The sequence below is a fragment of the Salinispora cortesiana genome (genome assembly GCF_000484695.1).
Lineage (GTDB): Bacteria > Actinomycetota > Actinomycetes > Mycobacteriales > Micromonosporaceae > Micromonospora > Micromonospora cortesiana.
This window is the reverse complement of sequence record NZ_AXVR01000070.1, coordinates 1-18,073: the sequence shown is the minus strand read 5'-3', so window position 1 is coordinate 18,073 and position 18,073 is coordinate 1. Positions and strand designations below refer to the sequence as shown.

The window sequence follows — 18,073 nt, the reverse complement described above, 5'->3', positions numbered from 1 at the left end:
TATGTGGCGAGGCTGTTGAGGATCTCGTCTGCGGTTCTGGTCCAGACGAACGGTTTCGGTTCGGTGTTCCATGCCTCGATCCAGGTCTGTACGTCGGTTTCGAGGTCGGCGAGGCTGCGGTGGCTGGAACGGCGGAGTTTGCGGTTGGTCAGTTCGGCGAACCAGCGCTCTACGAGGTTGAGCCAGGATGCTGATGTCGGGGTGAAGTGCAGGTGGAAGCGGGGGTGCGCGGCCAGCCAGCGGTGCACGGCTGGGGTCTTGTGGGTGGCGTAGTTGTCCAGGACCAGGTGCAGGTCCACGTCGGCGGGGGTGTTGGCGTCGATGATCTTCAGGAACTCCTGATGGCGGTGCCGGCGGTGCACCTGTCCGATGACCTTGCCGGTGGCCGGGTCGAACGCGGCGAACAGGCTGGCCACGCCGTGACGGACGTAGTCGTGGGTCTGCCGCGCGGGGACGGTGGGCATCATCGGCAGCATCGGCCGGGTCCGCTCCAGTGCCTGCATCTGCGATTTCTCGTCGACGCACAGCACCATCGCCTTGACCGGCGGGTCCAGGTACAGGCCCACCACGTCGCGGACCTTTTCCACGAACATCGGGTCAGCCGACAGTTTCCACGTGTCGACCAGATGCGGTTTGAGACCGAATGCCTGCCAGATCCGCGACACCGCCGTCTGTGACAGCCCGGTCTCGCGCGCCATCGACCGGGTCGACCAGTGACTGTCCTGATTGGCCGGCTGCTGTTCGAGGGTTTTGACGATCACCTCCTCGACCCGGTCGTCGCTGATCCGACGAGGCGCCCCGGGCCGAGGCTCGTCAACGAGGCCCTCCAACCGACGCGCGAGGAACCGGCTACGCCACTTGCCCACCATGTCCCGCGACACCCCAAGCCGCTGCGCGACGTGCGTGTTCACCAGGCCGTCGGCGCACAACAACACGATCTTCGACCGCAACGCCAACGCCTGCGACGACTTACCCCGCCGCGCCCACCGGCACCTGCGGTCCGCATCTAGTACCAATGCCGTTCAGTTAGGCGTGGGCGTGACTGGTCAATGGTGTGTTGGTCAGGGCGTGAGAAGCGGGGTTCCGGTATCAAGGTTTGTCACTCCAAGACAACCCGAACCAGGAACCCCGCTCGGTGGATCAGATTGCCATAACACGGACAGTCACGGTAGCTGCCGGGCCGTTCGCGGCGGGTCACCTCGGTGAGTTGACCCGCCTTGTGCCGTTCGAGATGGTCGATGACGTCCTCGTCGCGACCCGGCGGACGCAGCGGCGGGTCCGTCTGTTGCCGGCCCGGGTGGTGGTGTACCTGCTGCTGGCCGGCTGCCTGTTCGCCGACGTGGGTTACCGGCAGGTGTGGGCGAAACTCGTCGCCGGCCTGCGCGGGCTACCCGTGGCCGACCCCAGCGGCAGCGCGTTACGACAAGCCCGGCAACGACTCGGCCCGACCCCACTGCGGGCCTTGTTCGACCTGTTACGAGGCCCGGTGGCCACGGGCGCCGTCGCTGCGGTGTGGTGGCGGGGCCTGCTGCCGGTCGTCATCGACGGCACCATGATCACCGTGGCGGACTCGCCGGCCAACCTGCGCCGCTACGTCAAACACCGGTGCAACAACGGCGGATCCGGCTACCCCACACTGCGGTTGAGCGCGCTGCTGACCTGCGGCACCCGCTCGGTCATCGACGCCGTGTTCGACCCCAGCACCACCGGCGAGATCACCCAAGCACACCAGCTCGCCCGCAGCCTACGCGCCGGGATGCTGCTGCTAGCCGACCGCAACTACGCCGCCGCCGACCTGATCGGCGCGTTCACCGCGACCGGAGCGGACCTGCTGATCCGCTGCAAGACCAGCCGCAGGCTCCCGCTGGTTCGCCGCTATCGCGACGGTTCCTGGCTGTCGGTCATCGGCGGCCAGCACGTCCGCGTGATCGAGGCCCGGATCAGCATCACCACCACCGCCGGCCACCACACCGGCGACTACCGGCTCATCACCACTCTGCTCGACCCGCGTCGCTACCCGGCCGCCGACCTCGTCGCCCTCTACCACCAGCGATGGGAGATCGAAACCGCCTACCTGGAACTGAAGTCCACCATCCTCGGCGGCCGGGTCCTGCGTGCCCGCACCCCCGACGGCGTCGACCAGGAGATCCACGCCCTGCTGATCGTCTACCAGGTGCTACGCACCGCCATGGTCGACGCCACCGACAGCCGGCCCGGCCTCGACCCGGACCGGGCCAGTTTCACCACCGCACTCAACGCCGCCCGCGACCAAGTCGTCCACGCCGCCGGCGTCATCGCCGATACCGACATCGACCTGGTCGGTGTCATCGGCGAACGTGTCCTGGCCGACCTGCTTCCCGACCGCCGAGTCCGCACCAAGACCCGCATGATCAAACGCTCGAACTCCAAGTACCAGGCCCGCGGACCGAACATCGACCGCCGCACCTACAAGGCCACCACCAGCATCGACGTCATCACCAACGACCCTTGACCAACCAGCCACCGCCCTAACTGAACGGCGTTGCATCTAGTACGCCACCAGGTGCGGCTGGAGTATCCTCGGGGGCCGACCGGAATACGCCGGAGACCGACAATAGGTCGGTGAATCCGCTCAGCGGTCGGTGAGGAGGCTGTTGATCGCGGCTTCGCGGTCGGCGTCGGTGGGCAGGCTGTAGGCCCGGGTGGTTTCGAGGCCTGCGTGTCCCATGAGTTCGGCGCCTAGTACGACAGCCGCCATTCGTGATCATGGTTGGAGTTCGAGGGTGAGTCGGCGGGCGTGGTGGGCTTGTCTGGCTCGTGCTTGGTGTCGTCGTCGCCAGCGTGACCAGTGCAAACGGTAGGTGATGTTGCGGGTCGGCCGGATCGGTGGGACGTTGATCAGGCGGCGGATCTCGTTGACGGTCAGGTCGATCATGTCGGTTTCAGCGGGACGGTCTGCCGATCGGGCGTCGGTGGCGCAGATCGCGAGGACGGCGAGGGCTGCCAGGGCGAGTGTGGTGAACCGGTGCCACGACGTCCAGCGGCGGACTTGGTGTTGGTCAAGCCCGACTTGGCCCTTTGCGGCCTGAAAGCCTTCTTCCACGATCCAACGAACTCCGGCGACTGCGACGAGTTGGGCGAGGGTGGCCGGTTGGGGTGTCCAGCAGCGGTAGAAGGCCAGTTCGCCGGTGGTGTTGTTGCGGCGGATCAGCAGGCTGTGCCGGCCGTCGTCGTCGGGGTCGCCGTCGGCGCCGATGTCGGCCAGCCAGGCCCAGTCGTAGAACCGTGGCCCTTTCGACCCGTTGCCGGCACTGCGCCGGGTCCACGCTGTGGTGGGCAGGTTCTCCGCCAGTTGGTCGGCGCGGCAGCGGGTCTTCCCGCCGTCGATCGGCACGAGGTGATCGCAGGAGACTGCCAGGACGTAGCCGAGGCGGAGTTCGCGTAGCCGGGCCCGCAGGGTGGTGTTGTTGCCGTAGGCCTCGTCTGCGGCAACCCACCGGGCCGGGACCAGGGCCTTCACGGCGGCGGTGATCATGTCGTCGGCCAACTCGGAGCGGGTGGCGAAGACGACGTCGTCCGGGACGCCGGCCTGCTCACACCGCTGGCGGTCGTCGGTCCAGGACTTCGGCAGGTAGGCCCGGCGGTCGATCAGGGTGTGACCGTGTCTGCTCGCGTAGGCCAGGAACACGCCGACCTGGGCGTTCTCGATCCGCCCAGCGGTGCCGGTGTACTGACGTTGCACGCCGACGGTGTGCACGCCCTTCTTCAGATCCCCGGTCTCGTCGACCACGAGGACACCATCCGGGTCGCCGAGCCGGTCAACGACGACCCGCCGCACGTCATCACGCACCGCGTCGGCGTCCCACTTCGCCCTGAACAGCAACCTTTGCATCGCATCAGGTCTGGCATGCCCGGCCTGCTCAGCCACCTGCCAGCAGGTCTTGACCTCCAACTCGGCCAACAGCCCGGTGACAAACCCGGCCGCTGCTCGGCGGGGCTCGACCCGGCAGAACCGGCCGGCGAACGAGTCGATCACCAGGTCGATGATGCGCTGCCACCGGGCAGGCTCTACGCTGTGGCCCTCGGCCACCGCAAGGTCTGATGTTGTGTCCACAACGCACAGACGATCATGCGGTGGCCGTCCTCGTTCCCGCGGGATCCGAGGTCACCTCACGAACGGCGGCTGTCGTACTAGGGCCACCACCTTGCGGCGCGGGTTACGCAGTCGACCCGCGTCGCGCACGGGGTTGGCCGTGAGTGCGCCTCGGCGTACAGCCAAGGCGAACATCTGGCCGAGGACGACCTTCGCGCCTTTGGCGGCTGACGGACGGTCCTCGGCGACCTTGCGCAGAAACCTGTCGAGGCGGCCTGCGGTGGCCTCTCGGATACGCAGGTTGCCGAGGGCGGGCTCGATCGAAACACGCACGCTGATCTCGTACCTACTGATCGTCTGCGACGTGACACGTTCCTCTGCGGTGATCTCGTCCAACCAAAGCCTGGCGAGGACGCTGACGTGGGTATCCCTGGTGATCTCGTCGTCGTTCGGGGTGGCTCGGTCGCGAAGTTTGACCTTCAGAGCCCGGATGGCGGCTGGGCCGGTGGTGTCGGTGGCCTCGACGTCGCGGGTCTTGCCGTCGTGGTCGCGGAATCGGGTTCGGGCGCAGTACCGGTTGGGGCCGAGCTTCTCGGTGCGGATCGCGCCCCAGGTGCCGATGGGTAGCGGAGGTCGGGCCATAAAGTCAGCGCTCCGGGTCGGTGTGGGCGTCGAGCCAGCGTTCGACCTCGCTGCGCCGGTAGCGCAGGGTGTTGCCGACGCGGATGGCGCGAGGTCCCTTGCCTCGGCTGTGCCAGGCGTAGAGGGTGTTCTTCGGCTTACCCAGCCAGGCGGCGACGTCATCAATGGTCAAGAGAGGGTCGGGCCGCCATTCGGCGGTGGTCGGCGCGGTCATCGGTGGCCTGCCGCGTCGGATGGGCCAGGCTGCCGGGTCGCCCTGTCGTTGTCGGTAGACCGCCGGTGGTCGGTGGCATTTGGTCGTACGGACCCTGGTATGGGACGTGGGCAGGGAAGGCACGGGTCGGATGTCCTTTCAGCGTCCCGGCCCGGCTGGGCCGGGGGTGCGGTGGTGCCACCCGCGTTGGCGGGGGGCACCGGTTGTGGACGTCGATCCACGCGTGGCGGGGTGAAGGCATCAAGCCTGTGATCACGGCGCGCATCGCCGGTGACTGGCTGAAGCGATGTCGAGTGGTGCCCGAGGGCGTGCGGCTGACCGAGTACGGATTCGCGTCGCGAGTACGTCGGTTCGGCCGAACTCGCGGAGATCAGCGGGGCGCGGAGGATCACCACGTCTTCGTGCTGGACGAGCCATTGCGGGTCGCCGGTGGCGATGGCGTCGCGGACGTTCTTCTGCTGGAAGAACGAGGCGCGGGGGATGATTACGCCGTCGCGGACGCCGCAGATGAGGGCGATGCATTCCTCGACCAGTTCGAGGCCGGCGTTGATGCCGGCGGCGACGACCATGCCGGGGATGTCGATGAGTTCGCCGTGGCGGCGGTAGGGCCGGGCGGTAACGGCGACGTGCCCGCCGGGCCGCAGGAGAGCCCGGCAGCCGGCGAGGATCGCGTTGAATCCGTCCGCCAGTTCGCCGTGACTGCGGTAGGCGAGGTTGTCCCCGTCGCCGTACTTGTGGTTGATCTTGCGGACTTTGCCGCGCCTCGGGCCGGGGGTGCGGACGTGCCCGTGGGTGGATGGCCCGTACGGCGGTGAGGTGATGACCAGCGAGACCCGCCGGTGCAGACTTGCCGGCAGCAGCGTCGGCAGGGTGGTCGAGTCGCCGTGGTAGATCTCGCCCCGGCCCGGTGCTCCGGCCGCGACGGTGCGGCGGATGTTGTCCGCTGCCTTGGTCACCCACTCGGCTTCGTACTCGATCCCGACGCCGTGACGGCCGAGGTGCATGGCCTCAACAACGGTGGTGCCGATACCGGCCATGGGGTCGAGCACCACGTCGCCGGGCTTGGTGTAGGTGCGGATGGCGTACCGGGGGATGGTCGGCAGCATCTTGCCGGGGTGCGTCAACGACTCCGGGGTGTATCGGCCGCGCCGCAGGTCGCGCGACGCGGTTTGACCGGTGAGCCAGACCGCACCGAGGTGGCCCTCGGTGAGCAGGGCGGCCAGGTCGGACGTGTTGGGGTAGAGCGGCTCGGAGTCGTGGGGGCCGCCGATCTGGGACGGCGGACGAGACTCAGGCACAGGCGTTCTCCTCACCGGTGGCGGTGGTGGCGAACACGACCAGATCCCGGAACGTCGGCAGGTGACGGCCCGCGAGCAGACGCCGCCCGTCGTCGGCTTCGTCGGGGCGTTCCGGGGCGGTGCGCGGCTCGTGCTCGGGCAGCGGGACGAGGACGGCGGGGATGTGCTGGTGGTAAAAGAACCCGGCGGCGCGGGCGGCGGCGATGACCGTGGCACGCTGGCTGAACTCGCCCGGCTGAGATTGCCGGCTGGCGAGTCCGACAAGCAGGAAACCGCCGGGGCGTAGCAGGGGCCGCCAGGTGCTCATCGCCGTGGCCACGTCGTCCCGGCCGAGGCCCCGTGCGCCCTGCGGCAGGGTCGCCAGCATCAGATCGACACGTGGACCGGGACGGCGAACAGCGTGGCGCGTCCGGCGTTCGGGTGTGGTTTTGAATCGCCCCCCGATAACACTGCGGACGATCCGGTTCGACATGTCGCAAGTCGTGGGCGCTCGCCACCGTCGGCGCCGCCAGGTGGCCCGATCCTTCATGATCGTTTGCGTTTCGGGCTACTCGAATCGGGCCTGGCGCCACGCTGTCTGGTCCGTCGCAACTCTCCGGGCAGGGCTCTGGCGGCAGGGTGGGCGGCGGCGACCACGCCAGCTAGCAGCTAGGCCACGCCTGAGGCGCCGGCCGAATCCAGTAGACCGAAGCGCAGTGGAGCGTTGCGGTGCAGGTGCTCCAGGGCAGGGCGCCATGTCCGTGGGCTTACCATGGCAATGGCTGGCGCTCGTGGAAGAGGCCGCCAGTGGGCCCGTCATCTGGCAGCGTGGCCAGCCACACGGGGGTGTCGGCGGCAGCGTCCGCACGGGGTCAGAACGGCCCGCTGCGCGCCGGTTTGGCTCCGACGAGCACGGCCTGGTTCCAGCCGGTGCGGACGCAGCGGTCGATCATGTCCGCACAGGGTGTGCTGGTGGCAGTCGGGTCGATGCCATAACCGGATTGCCAGGCATCGACCGTGGCGGCAAGCGTTCCGGGGTTGGTCACCGCGGCGCTACGTCGCTCCGGTAGAGCCGCCGCCTGTGTCGCGATCAACGCCGGTGCCGCTTGCCCGCTGTGCTGGCTCATCGCGATGCCGATCGCTTCCCGCTGCCGTGCGTCCTCGACGAGCCAGCTGCCGGTGACAACGACACGGCCTGCTCCGGGAACGACCGAGCCTCCCCGGAACCGGGCCCCCACACGCTTGCCTACTTCGGCGAGTGGGCCTCGCTCGTGCAGCAGGATCTGGGCGGCGAGCTGTGCTGCCTCGGCGTTTCCCGGGGTGCCCGGGTGGAGCGGGATGCCGACGTATACGCGAGTGTCAGAGCCGGACAAGTCCGATCGAGGGGTGGCGGGTTCATCTGCGGGTGCGTTCGTAGTCGGATCGGGTGCGAAGCTGGGTGCCCTGAGGGTGTCCGCCACGGGCAGCCACTCTTCCGCCGGCCGGGAACCGACGATCACCAGCCGCTCGGGGTAAATCGCTTCGTGCCGGGCTGCATGCGCTCGCAGATCCTGCGCTGTTATGGCGGAGCTGCCACCGATGCGGCACTCGTCGAACCGGGCCAGTTGGTGTCGCTGGGTTGCTAGTGCGGCGAGCTTGTGCCCGGTGACGAGCAGCGGGTTACCGAACCACTCGGACAGTTCGACATCGATTGCTCGGCACTCGCGTAGCCGGACGTCGTCATCGATTCTTCCTGCGGCGAGCAGCTGGGAGGCGGTAGTCAGCGCAGTGACCAGATCTGAGCTGGCCTCTGTCAGTACGGTGGCCGAGACCTTCATCGTGTCCGCATGGGTTTGGGCGTGCGCCACGATGGGCGCGGTCATGACCGAGCGCAGGGTCGCCAGGTACAGGTGTTCGTGCAGGTGGGCCACTCCTGGCGTGTCTGCGGGGTCGTGGCCGAAGCCGCGCGCGTAGGTGGCGACCAGGGAGGTTGTCGAGGATTCCGGTCGATGCGCCACGATCACCGCACCGGCCGGCCCTGACAGCTGGAGGATCTCACCATCCATGAACGGCCTCGCGTAGCTGCGTCAGGGTGGACTCAGGCAGGTGGCCTACCACGGCGACGGCTGGAACGCCGCGGTCGGCGAGCGCGACGGAATCGCCGGGTGGCGGCGGGAGCGGATCGGGTGAGGAATGGATCGCTGCGTGCAGCGCGACGCTCTGCCGCAGGTAGGGCAACTGCGCCTCGGGGATCCCCGCATCATGGATGCCACGCATCACGTGTCGTACGGTGTCGACGAGCGCCACCACGTGGGCGGCCACCGTGCTGAGGCCGATGCTGAGACAGGCGACGCCGTGCTCCTGAAGAGGCATCGCCGCAGCGGCGTAGTACGGAATCTGACGCCCTGCGAGCATCTGGACCAGAACGCCAGGCGTGCCGAGTCTACCCAGATACGCGGCGGCGAGCGGGGCAGCGCCTGCGCCGTCTCGTCCGTCGGGCCAGGGGGTTTGTACCCCTATGGCGAGTCGATGCTGGTTGCGGGCGCCGTAGTACAGCCCCCCGCGCCAGGGCAGCGGATCCGGGTGGCTGTTTTGACCTGCATCGGTGTGGAGGAAGCCCATGACGTCGCGGGCGCAGTCGATGATCTGCGGGTCGGTGATCGCGGTCGCCGCAGCGGCGGTCGGAAGCGCAGCCACGCAGGCTTCGCCCCAGGCCGCTAGGTGAAGTGCCCGTTGGAGCAGTCGGCCGCGGTCACTCATCTGTTGGGCCCGCTGCGTGACGAGTGCCCGCCGGAGAGTGTCGAGGTAAGCGCTGCTCAGCCGCTGGTCGAGTAGGCGGGGGGTGCCGTCTGTCGGCAGGCTGACCGCGGTGCTGCGATAGCCGACCCGGTATGCGTCCCTCCCGAAGAGGGCGGCGCAGGTCAGGGCGGTCAGGCCGGGCGCGTCCGGCGGCTCGGTGGCTGTCCCCCACGGGATCCGCCGCACTGTACGGGGGGAGGGTGGCACGCCAGCCACCCGGCCCAGGGATACGAAGCTAGTCATCGCTGCCGTTCGGGGCTGGGGCTGTGCCGGGGCAGCAACAGTAACGTGGTGATCACCAGGTTCGCGGCTCCGGCGACGAGCAGGATCAGAGCAGGGCGGGCGGTTAGGTCCCCGACGAAGGGGATGGCCACGTATGACACGGTCATCAGGAGGTTCAGCACCGCGCGGCGGAACGCGAAGACACGGCCGATGACGTCGTTGGACGTCAAGGACTGGTAGACCACGGTCGCTGCGCCGGCGATCATCACGTTGCCGGCGCCGCCGAGAAGGCCCACCACGACAACCGCGGCCCAGCTCCACGATTGGCCGCTGAGGACGAGTGCGGCGGCTGCCACGGCGGACACCGCCGCCCCCGCCCACAGTACGAGTGGTTGGCGTGTGGATCGACGCACGATCAACGAGGAGGCGGCGATCCAGCCGATGCCGGCCAACGTCTGGTACACGGCGGCCGCCGCGATGCCGACCGATTGTTCGAACACCGCCAGGGCGATGACTACCTCCGAGCCGAGGAATAGGAAGTACGCCGCCTCGGCGAGCGCGACCCGGCGTAGTTTCGGGTCGATAGCCCTCCATCGCACGGGCTCCAGCCGTGTCGTCGGCCGGTCACCCGTGGGCGCCGCCGTGCGACGTGCGGTCTCGGTCGGTGACGGACGCAGCAAGGTCGCCAGGAGTCCCGCCACGACGAACGAGGCGAGGTTGACCCACAACGCTGCTTCGATGCCGACCCCGGCGGAGAGTGCGGCGCCGATCAGCGGGCCGAGGCTCATGGTCGCGCCGAAGACGACCTCGAACAAGGCGATCACCGGTCGGGCGTCGTCGCCGGCCAACCGCTCCTTGAGCATTGCTTGCACGGCGGGAATGGACGCGCTGCCCACCGCCTTGAGGAGCGCCACGACGATATAGACGACGGTGAGGTTCTCGGCGCGTACCGCCCCGATGAGGACCAGTACCAGAAGCGCGCAGAGCAACTCGCAGGTGATGAAGACCAGCCGCCGGTTGAACCGGTCGACGATCCGGCCGGCGAGGGGCGCACAGACGACCACCGGCAGGGTGCCGACGGCGAAGGTGATGCCGGCTGCTGTGTATGACCCGGTCACCGCCAGCACCCACAGCGGAAGGGCGAGGTTTTGGACGTAGTTGCCGATCAGGGAGCATGCGTTCGCGAGCAGCAGGATGCGCCATGCCTGCCATGGTCCGGGCGTGTGTGCGGGGGCTTCGGTAGTGACTGGGGGGCTGTCAGTTGTCACGTGACCCGCTCCATCCGAGGCTGGCAGCGGCGAGCTGCGGTTTCGTCGTCTGCGCGGGCGGACGACCGAAGTGAGCAGAGAACTTGTCGGCCACGCCGGCCAGCACGTCCAGGTCGATGCGGCTCGCCTGGTTCACCTCGACTTCCACGACCGCGAAGGTGTTCACGAGCTTCGATGTGGCGTCCCGCAGTTCGACGGCATCGCAGCTGAGGGCGAGCGTCGTCAGCTGATCGGTGAGCAGAGCGGCTTTGGTGCGCCGCTGGGCTAGGTATCCGAACACTCGGATGTCACTGAGGGTGTGGACCCTTCGCGACAGGTGCTGCCCGGGCCGTCCGGCGAGCATGTCGGCGCTGGACAGGGCCTTCACGTCCGCTACGTATTCGGTCATCTCCAGCACGTCGCGGCGACCGTCGACCCATTGGACGGTTTCCTTCGCCACCAGCCAGGAGGGGCCTTCGCCCCGGTTCACCAGCGCGGTGAGGGAGCAGTTCGCTGCCGACAGCGACCACTGCGCGTCGTCGAAGCACAGGGTGTGCTGCAGGATCGTTGTCTGGTCCACCAGCCGCAGCCCGGAGAACTGGATCAGTCGGTGACGCAGTTCGTCGCGCGAGGCGGCGTCGGCCAGCGACGTCGCGGGCATCACCCACCGGTATTCGTGCTCTACACCGACCCGCGGGATTTGTAGGATGCGCTCCGGTGCCGTCATGAGCTCACTCCTGCGAGTCGATGAGTCGAGCCGGCGTACTCCTGGTCGGAGAGTCCACCTACGGTGAAGACGTCGATCCGGTCAGTCGTGATCGCGAACAATTGGGCACATGTCTCCCGCACTACGGCGCCCGTCGACGGTGGTGGCCGGAAGTGGCCGGACTTGGTGTTCGCCACCACCGCATGCACCTGTGAACCTCCGATCAGCACGATCTCGCCCGCTGTGCGTACGCGCAGCCGGTCGGGCACCAGTATGGGGTGGGCCACGGGAACACCCTCGACCTGCGACTTCGCTCGACCGAAGATGAGTTCACGGAAGCTGAACTTGCGTCGCCAGATGAGCAGCTCCCCTCGGTCGTCGATCACGAACATGTGCGGTGCGCCCCTGGCGAAGCTGTCCGGAACCTCGGCGGAGCGGACTCGCCAGGTCTGCTCGACTGCGGTGCGGGCTGCGACGGCATAGCGGTCTTCGAACACGGTGCGGTCGAACTCGATGACCAGTGGGTCTCGGTTCACCACCCGGGTGGGATGGTCATGGCGAACGGTCAGTTCCCGCGCGTAGGCGGCGCGGATGTCTTCCGCGGCCCGGGCCAGGCGGTCGCACAGTGGGGGAGTGGGGCGCGCGTGCGCGTGCGCGTGCCACAGCCGGATTAGTTCCTCGTACTTGAGGAAGACGACCGCCTGCGACGAGGGACCATATTTGACTGCAGCCTGTTCAGCCGCTGCGCGTAGCTTGGCGGCCTCGGTGAGGTAGTCGTCAGCGACCATTGTTTGAGCGCTCCCTTGACGGCAGAGGGGCGCCCGGCCCTGTGAAGGGCCGGGCGCCAGGGTAGGAACCTGATCGGTTACCGATCAGACCCAGGTCTCGCCCGCCTGCACGGACGCCAGGGCGTCCAGGCCGTCCTCGGTCTCCTCGAGGGTCTCGATGACCTCGATGATCTCCGCAACCTGCTCCATTGTGGGTTCCTCCTTCCCGCGATCGTCGTGCGTGCGCGTTCCCGGGTCTGACCGGTCAGACCCAGGTCTCTCCGGCCTGTACGGACGCCAGGGCGTCCAGGCCCTCGTCGGTCTCTTCGAGGGTCTCGATGACCTCGATGATCTCCGCAACCTGCTCCATGCTGGCTCTCCCTTCAGTTGCGCCGGTGATGAGCGGATCACGACCCCCGTGCCCTGCGTACTGATCCCTTCGCTCCGGCTGCGATCAGCTTCCACGGAGCTTGCATCGCACCGTCATCCAACTTTCATCCACCGCCGTTGAGCTGGGGAAACCCGAGTTCCGCAGTTCGTAGGAACACGAGCGTGATCAGTTCTGTGTCGCTGCTGGTCACGGGCTCGAGGTCGACTTTCGACCGGCCCGCGGGCCCGAAAGTGTAGTAACACGCCTGAGGATTCACATCTTGTACTGCCAGTAGGGATGTGATTTCTTCGTAGTCATGTATCTGCGGTTCACGTCACGGACGAACGTCGACGGCAGCGTGGTGCGCTACGTCGCCCTGGCGCACAACCGCCGTATGGACGGCAAGATCAAGCCCGATGTGCTGATGAACCTGGGCCGTGTCGGCCAAGTCGACGTGGAAGGGCTGCGTCGGCTCGCGGCGTCGATCAACAAGCACTTCGGCGGAGACGGGCATGGCACGGGTGCGGAAGCAGGCCTGGCCGCCGGGGCGGCGCCTCTGGAAGTCGCCGACTCCCGCTCGATCGGAGCGGTGTGGCTGCTGGACGGGCTGTGGCGGCGCCTCGATGTCGGCTCGGCCGTGCGCGCCGCGGCGGACGCGCGCCGGTTCACCACCAACATGGAACGAGTGCTGTTCGCGTTGGTCGCCAATCGGGCGGTGGCACCGATGAACCAGCTGTCGACCGCCAAGTGGGTCTGCGAGGACACCGTCATCTGCGGCCTGGCCTCGATGGACGACGACCACGCCTACCGGGCGATGGACCTGCTCGTCGACGCCGACACCTCCGGCTGGGTGCAGGAAGCGGTGTTCTTCGCCGTGGCCAACCTGCTCAACCTCGAAGTCGACCTGCTGTTCTTCGACACCACCAGCACCTACTTCGAACGCGACACCGAAGACGACGGCGCCGACGCGTTCCGTAGGTTCGGGCACTCCAAGGACCACCGCGACGACCTACCCCACAACGTTTACCCAGGAGGCAGCAATTGCCTCGGAGCCGCCCAGGTGCGAGATTCACGCCGTCTGAGGGCTGTCGGCCAGGTCGCCGATCAGTCGCGCCATGTCTGCCTCGCCTGTGGCGTCGTTGTTCCGGCGGTAGACCTTCTGCGCCTGCCGGAACCACGCGACAGCGTCGGTGCGGTTGCCGGAGCCCAGGACCGCATGACCAATACGGACTAGGGTGTCCGCCTCGGCGGTACGGAAACCGGATTGCCGCATCAGGGCGAGTCCCTCATGCAGGTACTCCAACGCTTCGGCATAGGCGCGCTTGCGAACGAACAGCGCGCCGATGCTGCTCAGAATCGCGGCCTCGTGGTGCCGCAGGCCGCCTTGCCCAGCAAGCTCGCGCCCGGTCTTCAACCGCTCGAGCCCGGCGTCGATGTCGTCCAGGGCGACCAGCGCGTCGGCGGAGTTGTTGAGGGAGTGCACGACGAGAGTCGTGTTCTGCGCAGCCTGGGCAAGTTGCAGTGCCCGCTCGTACTCGGTCAGCGCGTCGCGGTATCGACCTTGTGTCTCGTAGACGAAGCCGAGGCCGAGCAGGGAGCCGGCCGCGCCGCCCGGGTGTCCTTCCCGCTCGTAGAACTCGGTGGCCAGACGCAGGTGCCCGGCCGCGGCGTCGAGGTCATGAGTGACGGCGAGCGCGCCGCCGAGGGCATGGTAGAGGTGGGCGCGCACGAGCGGCCGGTCGATTCGGTGGGCGTCGGCCCCACACCGCTTCCAAGCGTCCACGTCGGCGGTTGAGAAGCCTGACCGCACGAAGTAGCTGTGCAGGTGGTAGATCAGCTCCACCGCCCGTTCGATGTCGTGGCGGACCGCGACAGTGGTGATCGGCGCCAGGTTCTCGCTCTCCTCCTCGAGGAAGCTGATGGCGTCGACGTCCTCGGCGAACGGCTCGATGAACGTCTCCACCCGCGCGGTCGAGTCGGCAAAGGCGTCACGGTCTGGCCGCAGCGTGCCGTTGGCCATAGCAGCCACGGACAGGTACCAGCCCAAGAGACGATCTACAGGCTGGTTCGGCCGGTCATCGCCGGCGCGCGCCTCGAGACACTCCGCGGCGAAGGACCGGACCAGGTCATGCATAGTCAGGTAACGATCACCGGTCTCGGTGACCAGGTGCAGTGCGATCATGTTGTCGAGGCTTCGCTGCACGACAGACAGCGGGAGCTCCGCGAGCGCCGCTACCAGCCCCGGCCGCATCCGCCGGCCGGGGTGGACCGCGAGCAGGCGAAAGAGCCGGGCGTCGTCGGCTGACAGGGTCGCGTAGGCGTTCGCCAGCACTGAGCGGACACTGCGCGCGTCGCCCTCGATGGCGAACCCGTCGAGTGACGCACCTCCCCGGGAGAGATCGGCAGCCAGGCCCTCGACCGTCAGGGACGTTTCCGCCACCAACCGCGCGGCGAGGATCCGCAAGGCCAGCGGCATCCCACCGCACAGATCGAGCAGGCGTTCCAATGCCCGACTGGCGGCTGCCGACGCCGGTTCGGTGGCGCCGAGGAGAACCGACCGGCTCTCTTCGCGGCTCAGTCCTTCCAGCACGAGGCCCTTGACAGCCACATGGGTATGCAGTGCCGCCATGTTGTTACGGCTGGTCACGACCAGTTGCGAGCCGCCGCCGGGCGGGACGGCCGGCAACACCTGATCGATGGAGCCAGCGTTGTCGAGGACGATGAGTGCCTTCTTGTCGGCGATGGCCGAGCGGTACAGGGCGATCCGTCTCTCCAGCGTGGCGGGCATCTTCTGCGGCGGCAGGTTCAGGCTCTCCAGGATGTGCGCGAGCACGCCGCCCGGCGATCGGCTGGCATCCGTGCTGTGCCCGCGGAGGTCGAGGAAGATGTGACCGTCCGGGAAGCGCTCCTGGGCCTGGTGGGCCCACCGCGCGACGAGTGAAGTCTTGCCCATGCCCGCCGCGCCGGCAACCACGAGCACCTGCGCCTGCCCGCAGTGCTGCTCTAGCAGTGTCAGCGCGTCGTGCCGGCCCGTGAAGGAGCCGTCTGGTGGAGGAATCTGCCTCGGTACCGGCGGCATGGCGGCGGAGAGGACCGGCGGCGGGACGGCCGCCACCGTCTCGTACGCCGCGGTGCCCAACAAGGCCGGGCCGTTCTGCAGAATGCGTCTGTGTAGTTCCTGCAGCTCTGGGCCAGGGTCGATGCCCAGCTCGTCATTCAGCAGGGTGCGCGCTTTCTGGTAGGCATGCAGCGCGTCCGTCTGCCGGCCCGTGCGGTACAGCGCTGTCATGAACAGCCCGGTGAGCTGCTCGCGGAACGGGAACTCGGCGACGAGCGCGGCAAGCTCCGTCACCACCCGACCGTGTAGGCCGGCCTGCAGCTCCAAGCGCATGCAGTGTTCCCAGGCCGCGGGCCGCTCCTCGTTGATGAGCAGCGCGTTCCCCTGGATGACCCGGCTGTCGATGCCGGCGAAGGCGGGAGCACGCCACAGTCCCAGCACTTGCCGTAATCTCGCGACGGCCGCCAGCAGATCACTGGCCTCGGCGAGCGCGCTGGCTTGGGCGACCATGTCGCGGAAGAGGTACAGGTCGATCTGGTCCAGGTCCACGTCGAGGGAGTAGCCGGCCCGGGCGGTACGAAGGACCTCTTTAGCCGCGGCCACCCCGGCACCCAGCCACGCCTGCCGCAACTGTGACGCTGTGTTCTGCACCTGTCGTTCCGCGGAGGCGGGCGGTTCGCCGTCCCAGAGTGCCTCGGCAAGCGCACCGATCGACACGAGGGTGTTCGGGCTCAGCAGTAAGCGCGCAAGGAAACGCTCCTGCCGGGGCGGGAGCGCGGGGAGCCGGCGCGCGGACGCCCATACCTCCAGGTTGCCGAGCACTTTGAAGTTCATCTACCACGCCCCCGACAGATACAGTCCTACGCCCCGCCGCGCGGAGGATCTGTCGAACGGTCCCCGTTCGTTCCCTTGCCGGCTACCCCCGCGTCGCCTCCGCCTTTGAAGCTCTCCAGCGTCTACCAGCCGCGCGACCGCCATTCGGGGAGCGACGGCCGCTCAGCGCCGAGCGTGGTGTCTGCACCGTGTCCCGGATAAACCCAGGTGTCGTCCGGCAGCTTGTCGAAGATTTTGCCCTCGACGTCCTGGAACAGGGTAGTGAAGGCGTCGGGATCACCGAAGGTGTTTCCCACCCCGCCGGGGAACAGCGAGTCACCGGTGAACAGATGGGGATGGCCGTCCGGGTCGTCAAACAGCAATGCGACGCCGCCAGGGGTGTGACCGGTCAGCCGGATCACCCGCAACTCGAACGCGCCGCAGGTGATGACGTCGCCGTCATGCAGCAGAACGTCTGTGGGGACAGCGATAGCCGGTGCGTCGGGCTCTCCGGTGTAGGTCGTAGCGCCAGTGGCATCGACCACTGCGGCAAGCGCGTGCTCCCAGTGATCCCAATGTTGGTGCGTGGTTACGACGGCGTCGAGGCGACGGTCGCAGAAGTCGAGCAGAACTTCCGGCTCGTTGGCTGCGTCGATCATGAGCTGCTTGCTGGTCGATCGACAGCGCAGCAGGTAGCAGTTGTTGTCACCAGGCCCCACGGAGATCTTGCTGATGGTCAGCGCGGAAAGCTCGCGAAACCCTGGAGCCACACCGGAGTATCCCGTCATGTCTTAAGAGTACCGGTGCCGATCTAGTGTCCTGAGTCGTTAATTCGCCGGCAGATAGTAGGCTGTCGGTATGGCTGGTCGTCCGCGTGGTGTGGTGGAACTGACTGATGACGAGCGTGCGTGTCTGACCCGGTGGGCGCGGCGGGGTACGTCGTCGCAGGCGTTGGCGTTGCGGTCGAAGATCGTGTTGTTGTGCGCCGACGGCCTGGTGAACACGCACGTCGCGCAGCGGCTTGGGGTGTCGCGGGACATGGTGGGCAAGTGGCGTAGCCGGTTCCTCGCGCGTCGGTTGGAGGGCCTCGTTGACGAGCCTCGGCCCGGGGCGCCTCGTCGGATCAGCGACGACCGGGTCGAGGAGGTGATCGTCAAAACCCTCGAACAGCAGCCGGCCAATCAGGACAGTCACTGGTCGACCCGGTCGATGGCGCGCGAGACCGGGCTGTCACAGACGGCGGTGTCGCGGATCTGGCAGGCATTCGGTCTCAAACCGCATCTGGTCGACACGTGGAAACTGTCGGCTGACCCGATGTTCGTGGAAAAGGTCCGCGACGTGGTGGGCCTGTACCTGGACCCGCCGGTCAAGGCGATGGTGCTGTGCGTCGACGAGAAATCGCAGATGCAGGCACTGGAGCGGACCCGGCCGATGCTGCCGATGATGCCCACCGTCCCCGCGCGGCAGACCCACGACTACGTCCGTCACGGCGTGGCCAGCCTGTTCGCCGCGTTCGACCCGGCCACCGGCAAGGTCATCGGACAGGTGCACCGCCGGCACCGCCATCAGGAGTTCCTGAAGATCATCGACGCCAACACCCCCGCCGACGTGGACCTGCACCTGGTCCTGGACAACTACGCCACCCACAAGACCCCAGCCGTGCACCGCTGGCTGGCCGCGCACCCCCGCTTCCACCTGCACTTCACCCCGACATCAGCATCCTGGCTCAACCTCGTAGAGCGCTGGTTCGCCGAACTGACCAACCGCAAACTCCGCCGTTCCAGCCACCGCAGCCTCGCCGACCTCGAAACCGACGTACAGACCTGGATCGAGGCATGGAACACCGAACCGAAACCGTTCGTCTGGACCAGAACCGCAGACGAGATCCTCAACAGCCTCGCCACATA

The 18,073-nt window shown here is 67.7% G+C and carries 14 protein-coding genes and 3 pseudogenes; 3 read left to right on the top strand and 14 right to left on the bottom strand.

Annotation, left to right across the window (positions count from 1 at the left end):
- A partial coding sequence (locus K228_RS0121455) for an IS630 family transposase (protein ID WP_029723859.1) occupies positions 1-1,016 on the bottom strand: 1,016 nt, incomplete at its 3' end.
- 119 nt (positions 1,017-1,135) lie between these two features.
- Here K228_RS0121455 and K228_RS0121450 point away from each other — a divergent pair.
- Complete coding sequence (locus K228_RS0121450; RefSeq protein ID WP_025620269.1) at positions 1,136-2,491, top strand: IS4 family transposase; 1,356 nt, start codon at positions 1,136-1,138, stop codon at positions 2,489-2,491.
- A 252-nt stretch (positions 2,492-2,743) separates the two neighbouring features.
- Here the strand turns inward: K228_RS0121450 and K228_RS0121440 are convergent, their stop codons facing one another.
- From K228_RS0121440 to K228_RS0121395, 11 genes and pseudogenes are all read right to left on the bottom strand, one after another.
- On the bottom strand, positions 2,744-4,069 hold the full coding sequence (locus K228_RS0121440) for an IS701 family transposase (protein ID WP_029723858.1): 1,326 nt from the start codon (positions 4,067-4,069) through the stop codon (positions 2,744-2,746).
- A gap of 102 nt (positions 4,070-4,171) precedes the next feature.
- Positions 4,172-4,714 (bottom strand): annotated as a pseudogene (locus K228_RS0121435) (phage integrase central domain-containing protein); the annotation flags it as partial.
- A 4-nt stretch (positions 4,715-4,718) separates the two neighbouring features.
- Positions 4,719-4,928 carry a helix-turn-helix transcriptional regulator gene (locus tag K228_RS0121430; RefSeq protein WP_025620268.1) on the bottom strand — a complete coding sequence of 70 codons (210 nt, stop codon included), beginning with the start codon at positions 4,926-4,928 and terminating at the stop codon, positions 4,719-4,721.
- Complete coding sequence (locus tag K228_RS0121425) at positions 4,925-6,199, bottom strand: TRM11 family SAM-dependent methyltransferase (RefSeq protein ID WP_029723855.1); 1,275 nt, start codon at positions 6,197-6,199, stop codon at positions 4,925-4,927. Before K228_RS0121425 ends, K228_RS0121430 begins: the two co-directional genes overlap by 4 nt.
- Before the next feature lie 19 nt (positions 6,200-6,218).
- Positions 6,219-6,593, bottom strand: coding sequence for a hypothetical protein (locus tag K228_RS0121420; RefSeq protein ID WP_245603541.1), 375 nt, complete (start codon positions 6,591-6,593; stop codon positions 6,219-6,221).
- 379 nt (positions 6,594-6,972) lie between these two features.
- A pseudogene (locus tag K228_RS29705) lies at positions 6,973-7,068 on the bottom strand (short-chain dehydrogenase); the annotation flags it as partial.
- Between the two features lie 9 nt (positions 7,069-7,077).
- Entirely contained in the window at positions 7,078-8,250 is a 1,173-nt protein-coding gene (locus K228_RS0121415; RefSeq protein ID WP_025620265.1) for a peptidase M16 family protein, read from the bottom strand.
- Complete coding sequence (locus K228_RS0121410; RefSeq protein WP_245603540.1) at positions 8,240-9,226, bottom strand: hypothetical protein; 987 nt, start codon at positions 9,224-9,226, stop codon at positions 8,240-8,242. Before K228_RS0121410 ends, K228_RS0121415 begins: the two co-directional genes overlap by 11 nt.
- Positions 9,223-10,473 (bottom strand): MFS transporter, encoded by a 1,251-nt coding sequence (locus K228_RS0121405; RefSeq protein WP_080671653.1) that lies wholly within the window; start codon positions 10,471-10,473, stop codon positions 9,223-9,225. The genes K228_RS0121410 and K228_RS0121405 overlap by 4 nt, the downstream gene beginning before the upstream one ends.
- Positions 10,463-11,179, bottom strand: a complete 717-nt coding sequence (locus tag K228_RS0121400) for a hypothetical protein (protein ID WP_025620262.1) — start codon at positions 11,177-11,179, stop codon at positions 10,463-10,465. Before K228_RS0121400 ends, K228_RS0121405 begins: the two co-directional genes overlap by 11 nt.
- Positions 11,176-11,946, bottom strand: coding sequence for a hypothetical protein (locus K228_RS0121395; RefSeq protein WP_025620261.1), 771 nt, complete (start codon positions 11,944-11,946; stop codon positions 11,176-11,178). Before K228_RS0121395 ends, K228_RS0121400 begins: the two co-directional genes overlap by 4 nt.
- Positions 11,947-12,611: 665 nt before the next feature.
- Between K228_RS0121395 and K228_RS30460 the strand changes: the two are divergent.
- A pseudogene (locus tag K228_RS30460) lies at positions 12,612-13,310 on the top strand (IS1634 family transposase); the annotation flags it as partial.
- A 54-nt stretch (positions 13,311-13,364) separates the two neighbouring features.
- On the opposite strand, the gene K228_RS0121370 reads toward K228_RS30460, so the two are convergent.
- Positions 13,365-16,187 (bottom strand): AfsR/SARP family transcriptional regulator, encoded by a 2,823-nt coding sequence (locus tag K228_RS0121370; protein WP_025620259.1) that lies wholly within the window; start codon positions 16,185-16,187, stop codon positions 13,365-13,367.
- A gap of 122 nt (positions 16,188-16,309) precedes the next feature.
- Complete coding sequence (locus K228_RS0121365; RefSeq protein WP_025620258.1) at positions 16,310-16,954, bottom strand: MBL fold metallo-hydrolase; 645 nt, start codon at positions 16,952-16,954, stop codon at positions 16,310-16,312.
- Between the two features lie 70 nt (positions 16,955-17,024).
- On the opposite strand from K228_RS0121365, the gene K228_RS0121360 reads away from it, so the two are divergent.
- A partial coding sequence (locus K228_RS0121360; RefSeq protein ID WP_025620257.1) for an IS630 family transposase occupies positions 17,025-18,073 on the top strand: 1,049 nt, incomplete at its 3' end.

What these genes read in the sequence shown, in the direction of transcription:
- K228_RS0121430 (WP_025620268.1), bottom strand. Translation starts at nt 4,928, where the DNA reads ATGACCGCGCCGACCACCGCCGAATGGCGGCCCGACCCTCTCTTGACC.
- K228_RS0121420 (WP_245603541.1), bottom strand. Translation starts at nt 6,593, where the DNA reads ATGCTGGCGACCCTGCCGCAGGGCGCACGGGGCCTCGGCCGGGACGAC.
- K228_RS0121415 (WP_025620265.1), bottom strand. Translation starts at nt 8,250, where the DNA reads ATGGATGGTGAGATCCTCCAGCTGTCAGGGCCGGCCGGTGCGGTGATC.
- K228_RS0121410 (WP_245603540.1), bottom strand. Translation starts at nt 9,226, where the DNA reads ATGACTAGCTTCGTATCCCTGGGCCGGGTGGCTGGCGTGCCACCCTCC.
- K228_RS0121400 (WP_025620262.1), bottom strand. Translation starts at nt 11,179, where the DNA reads ATGACGGCACCGGAGCGCATCCTACAAATCCCGCGGGTCGGTGTAGAG.
- K228_RS0121395 (WP_025620261.1), bottom strand. Translation starts at nt 11,946, where the DNA reads ATGGTCGCTGACGACTACCTCACCGAGGCCGCCAAGCTACGCGCAGCG.
- K228_RS0121370 (WP_025620259.1), bottom strand. Translation starts at nt 16,187, where the DNA reads ATGAACTTCAAAGTGCTCGGCAACCTGGAGGTATGGGCGTCCGCGCGC.
- K228_RS0121365 (WP_025620258.1), bottom strand. Translation starts at nt 16,954, where the DNA reads ATGACGGGATACTCCGGTGTGGCTCCAGGGTTTCGCGAGCTTTCCGCG.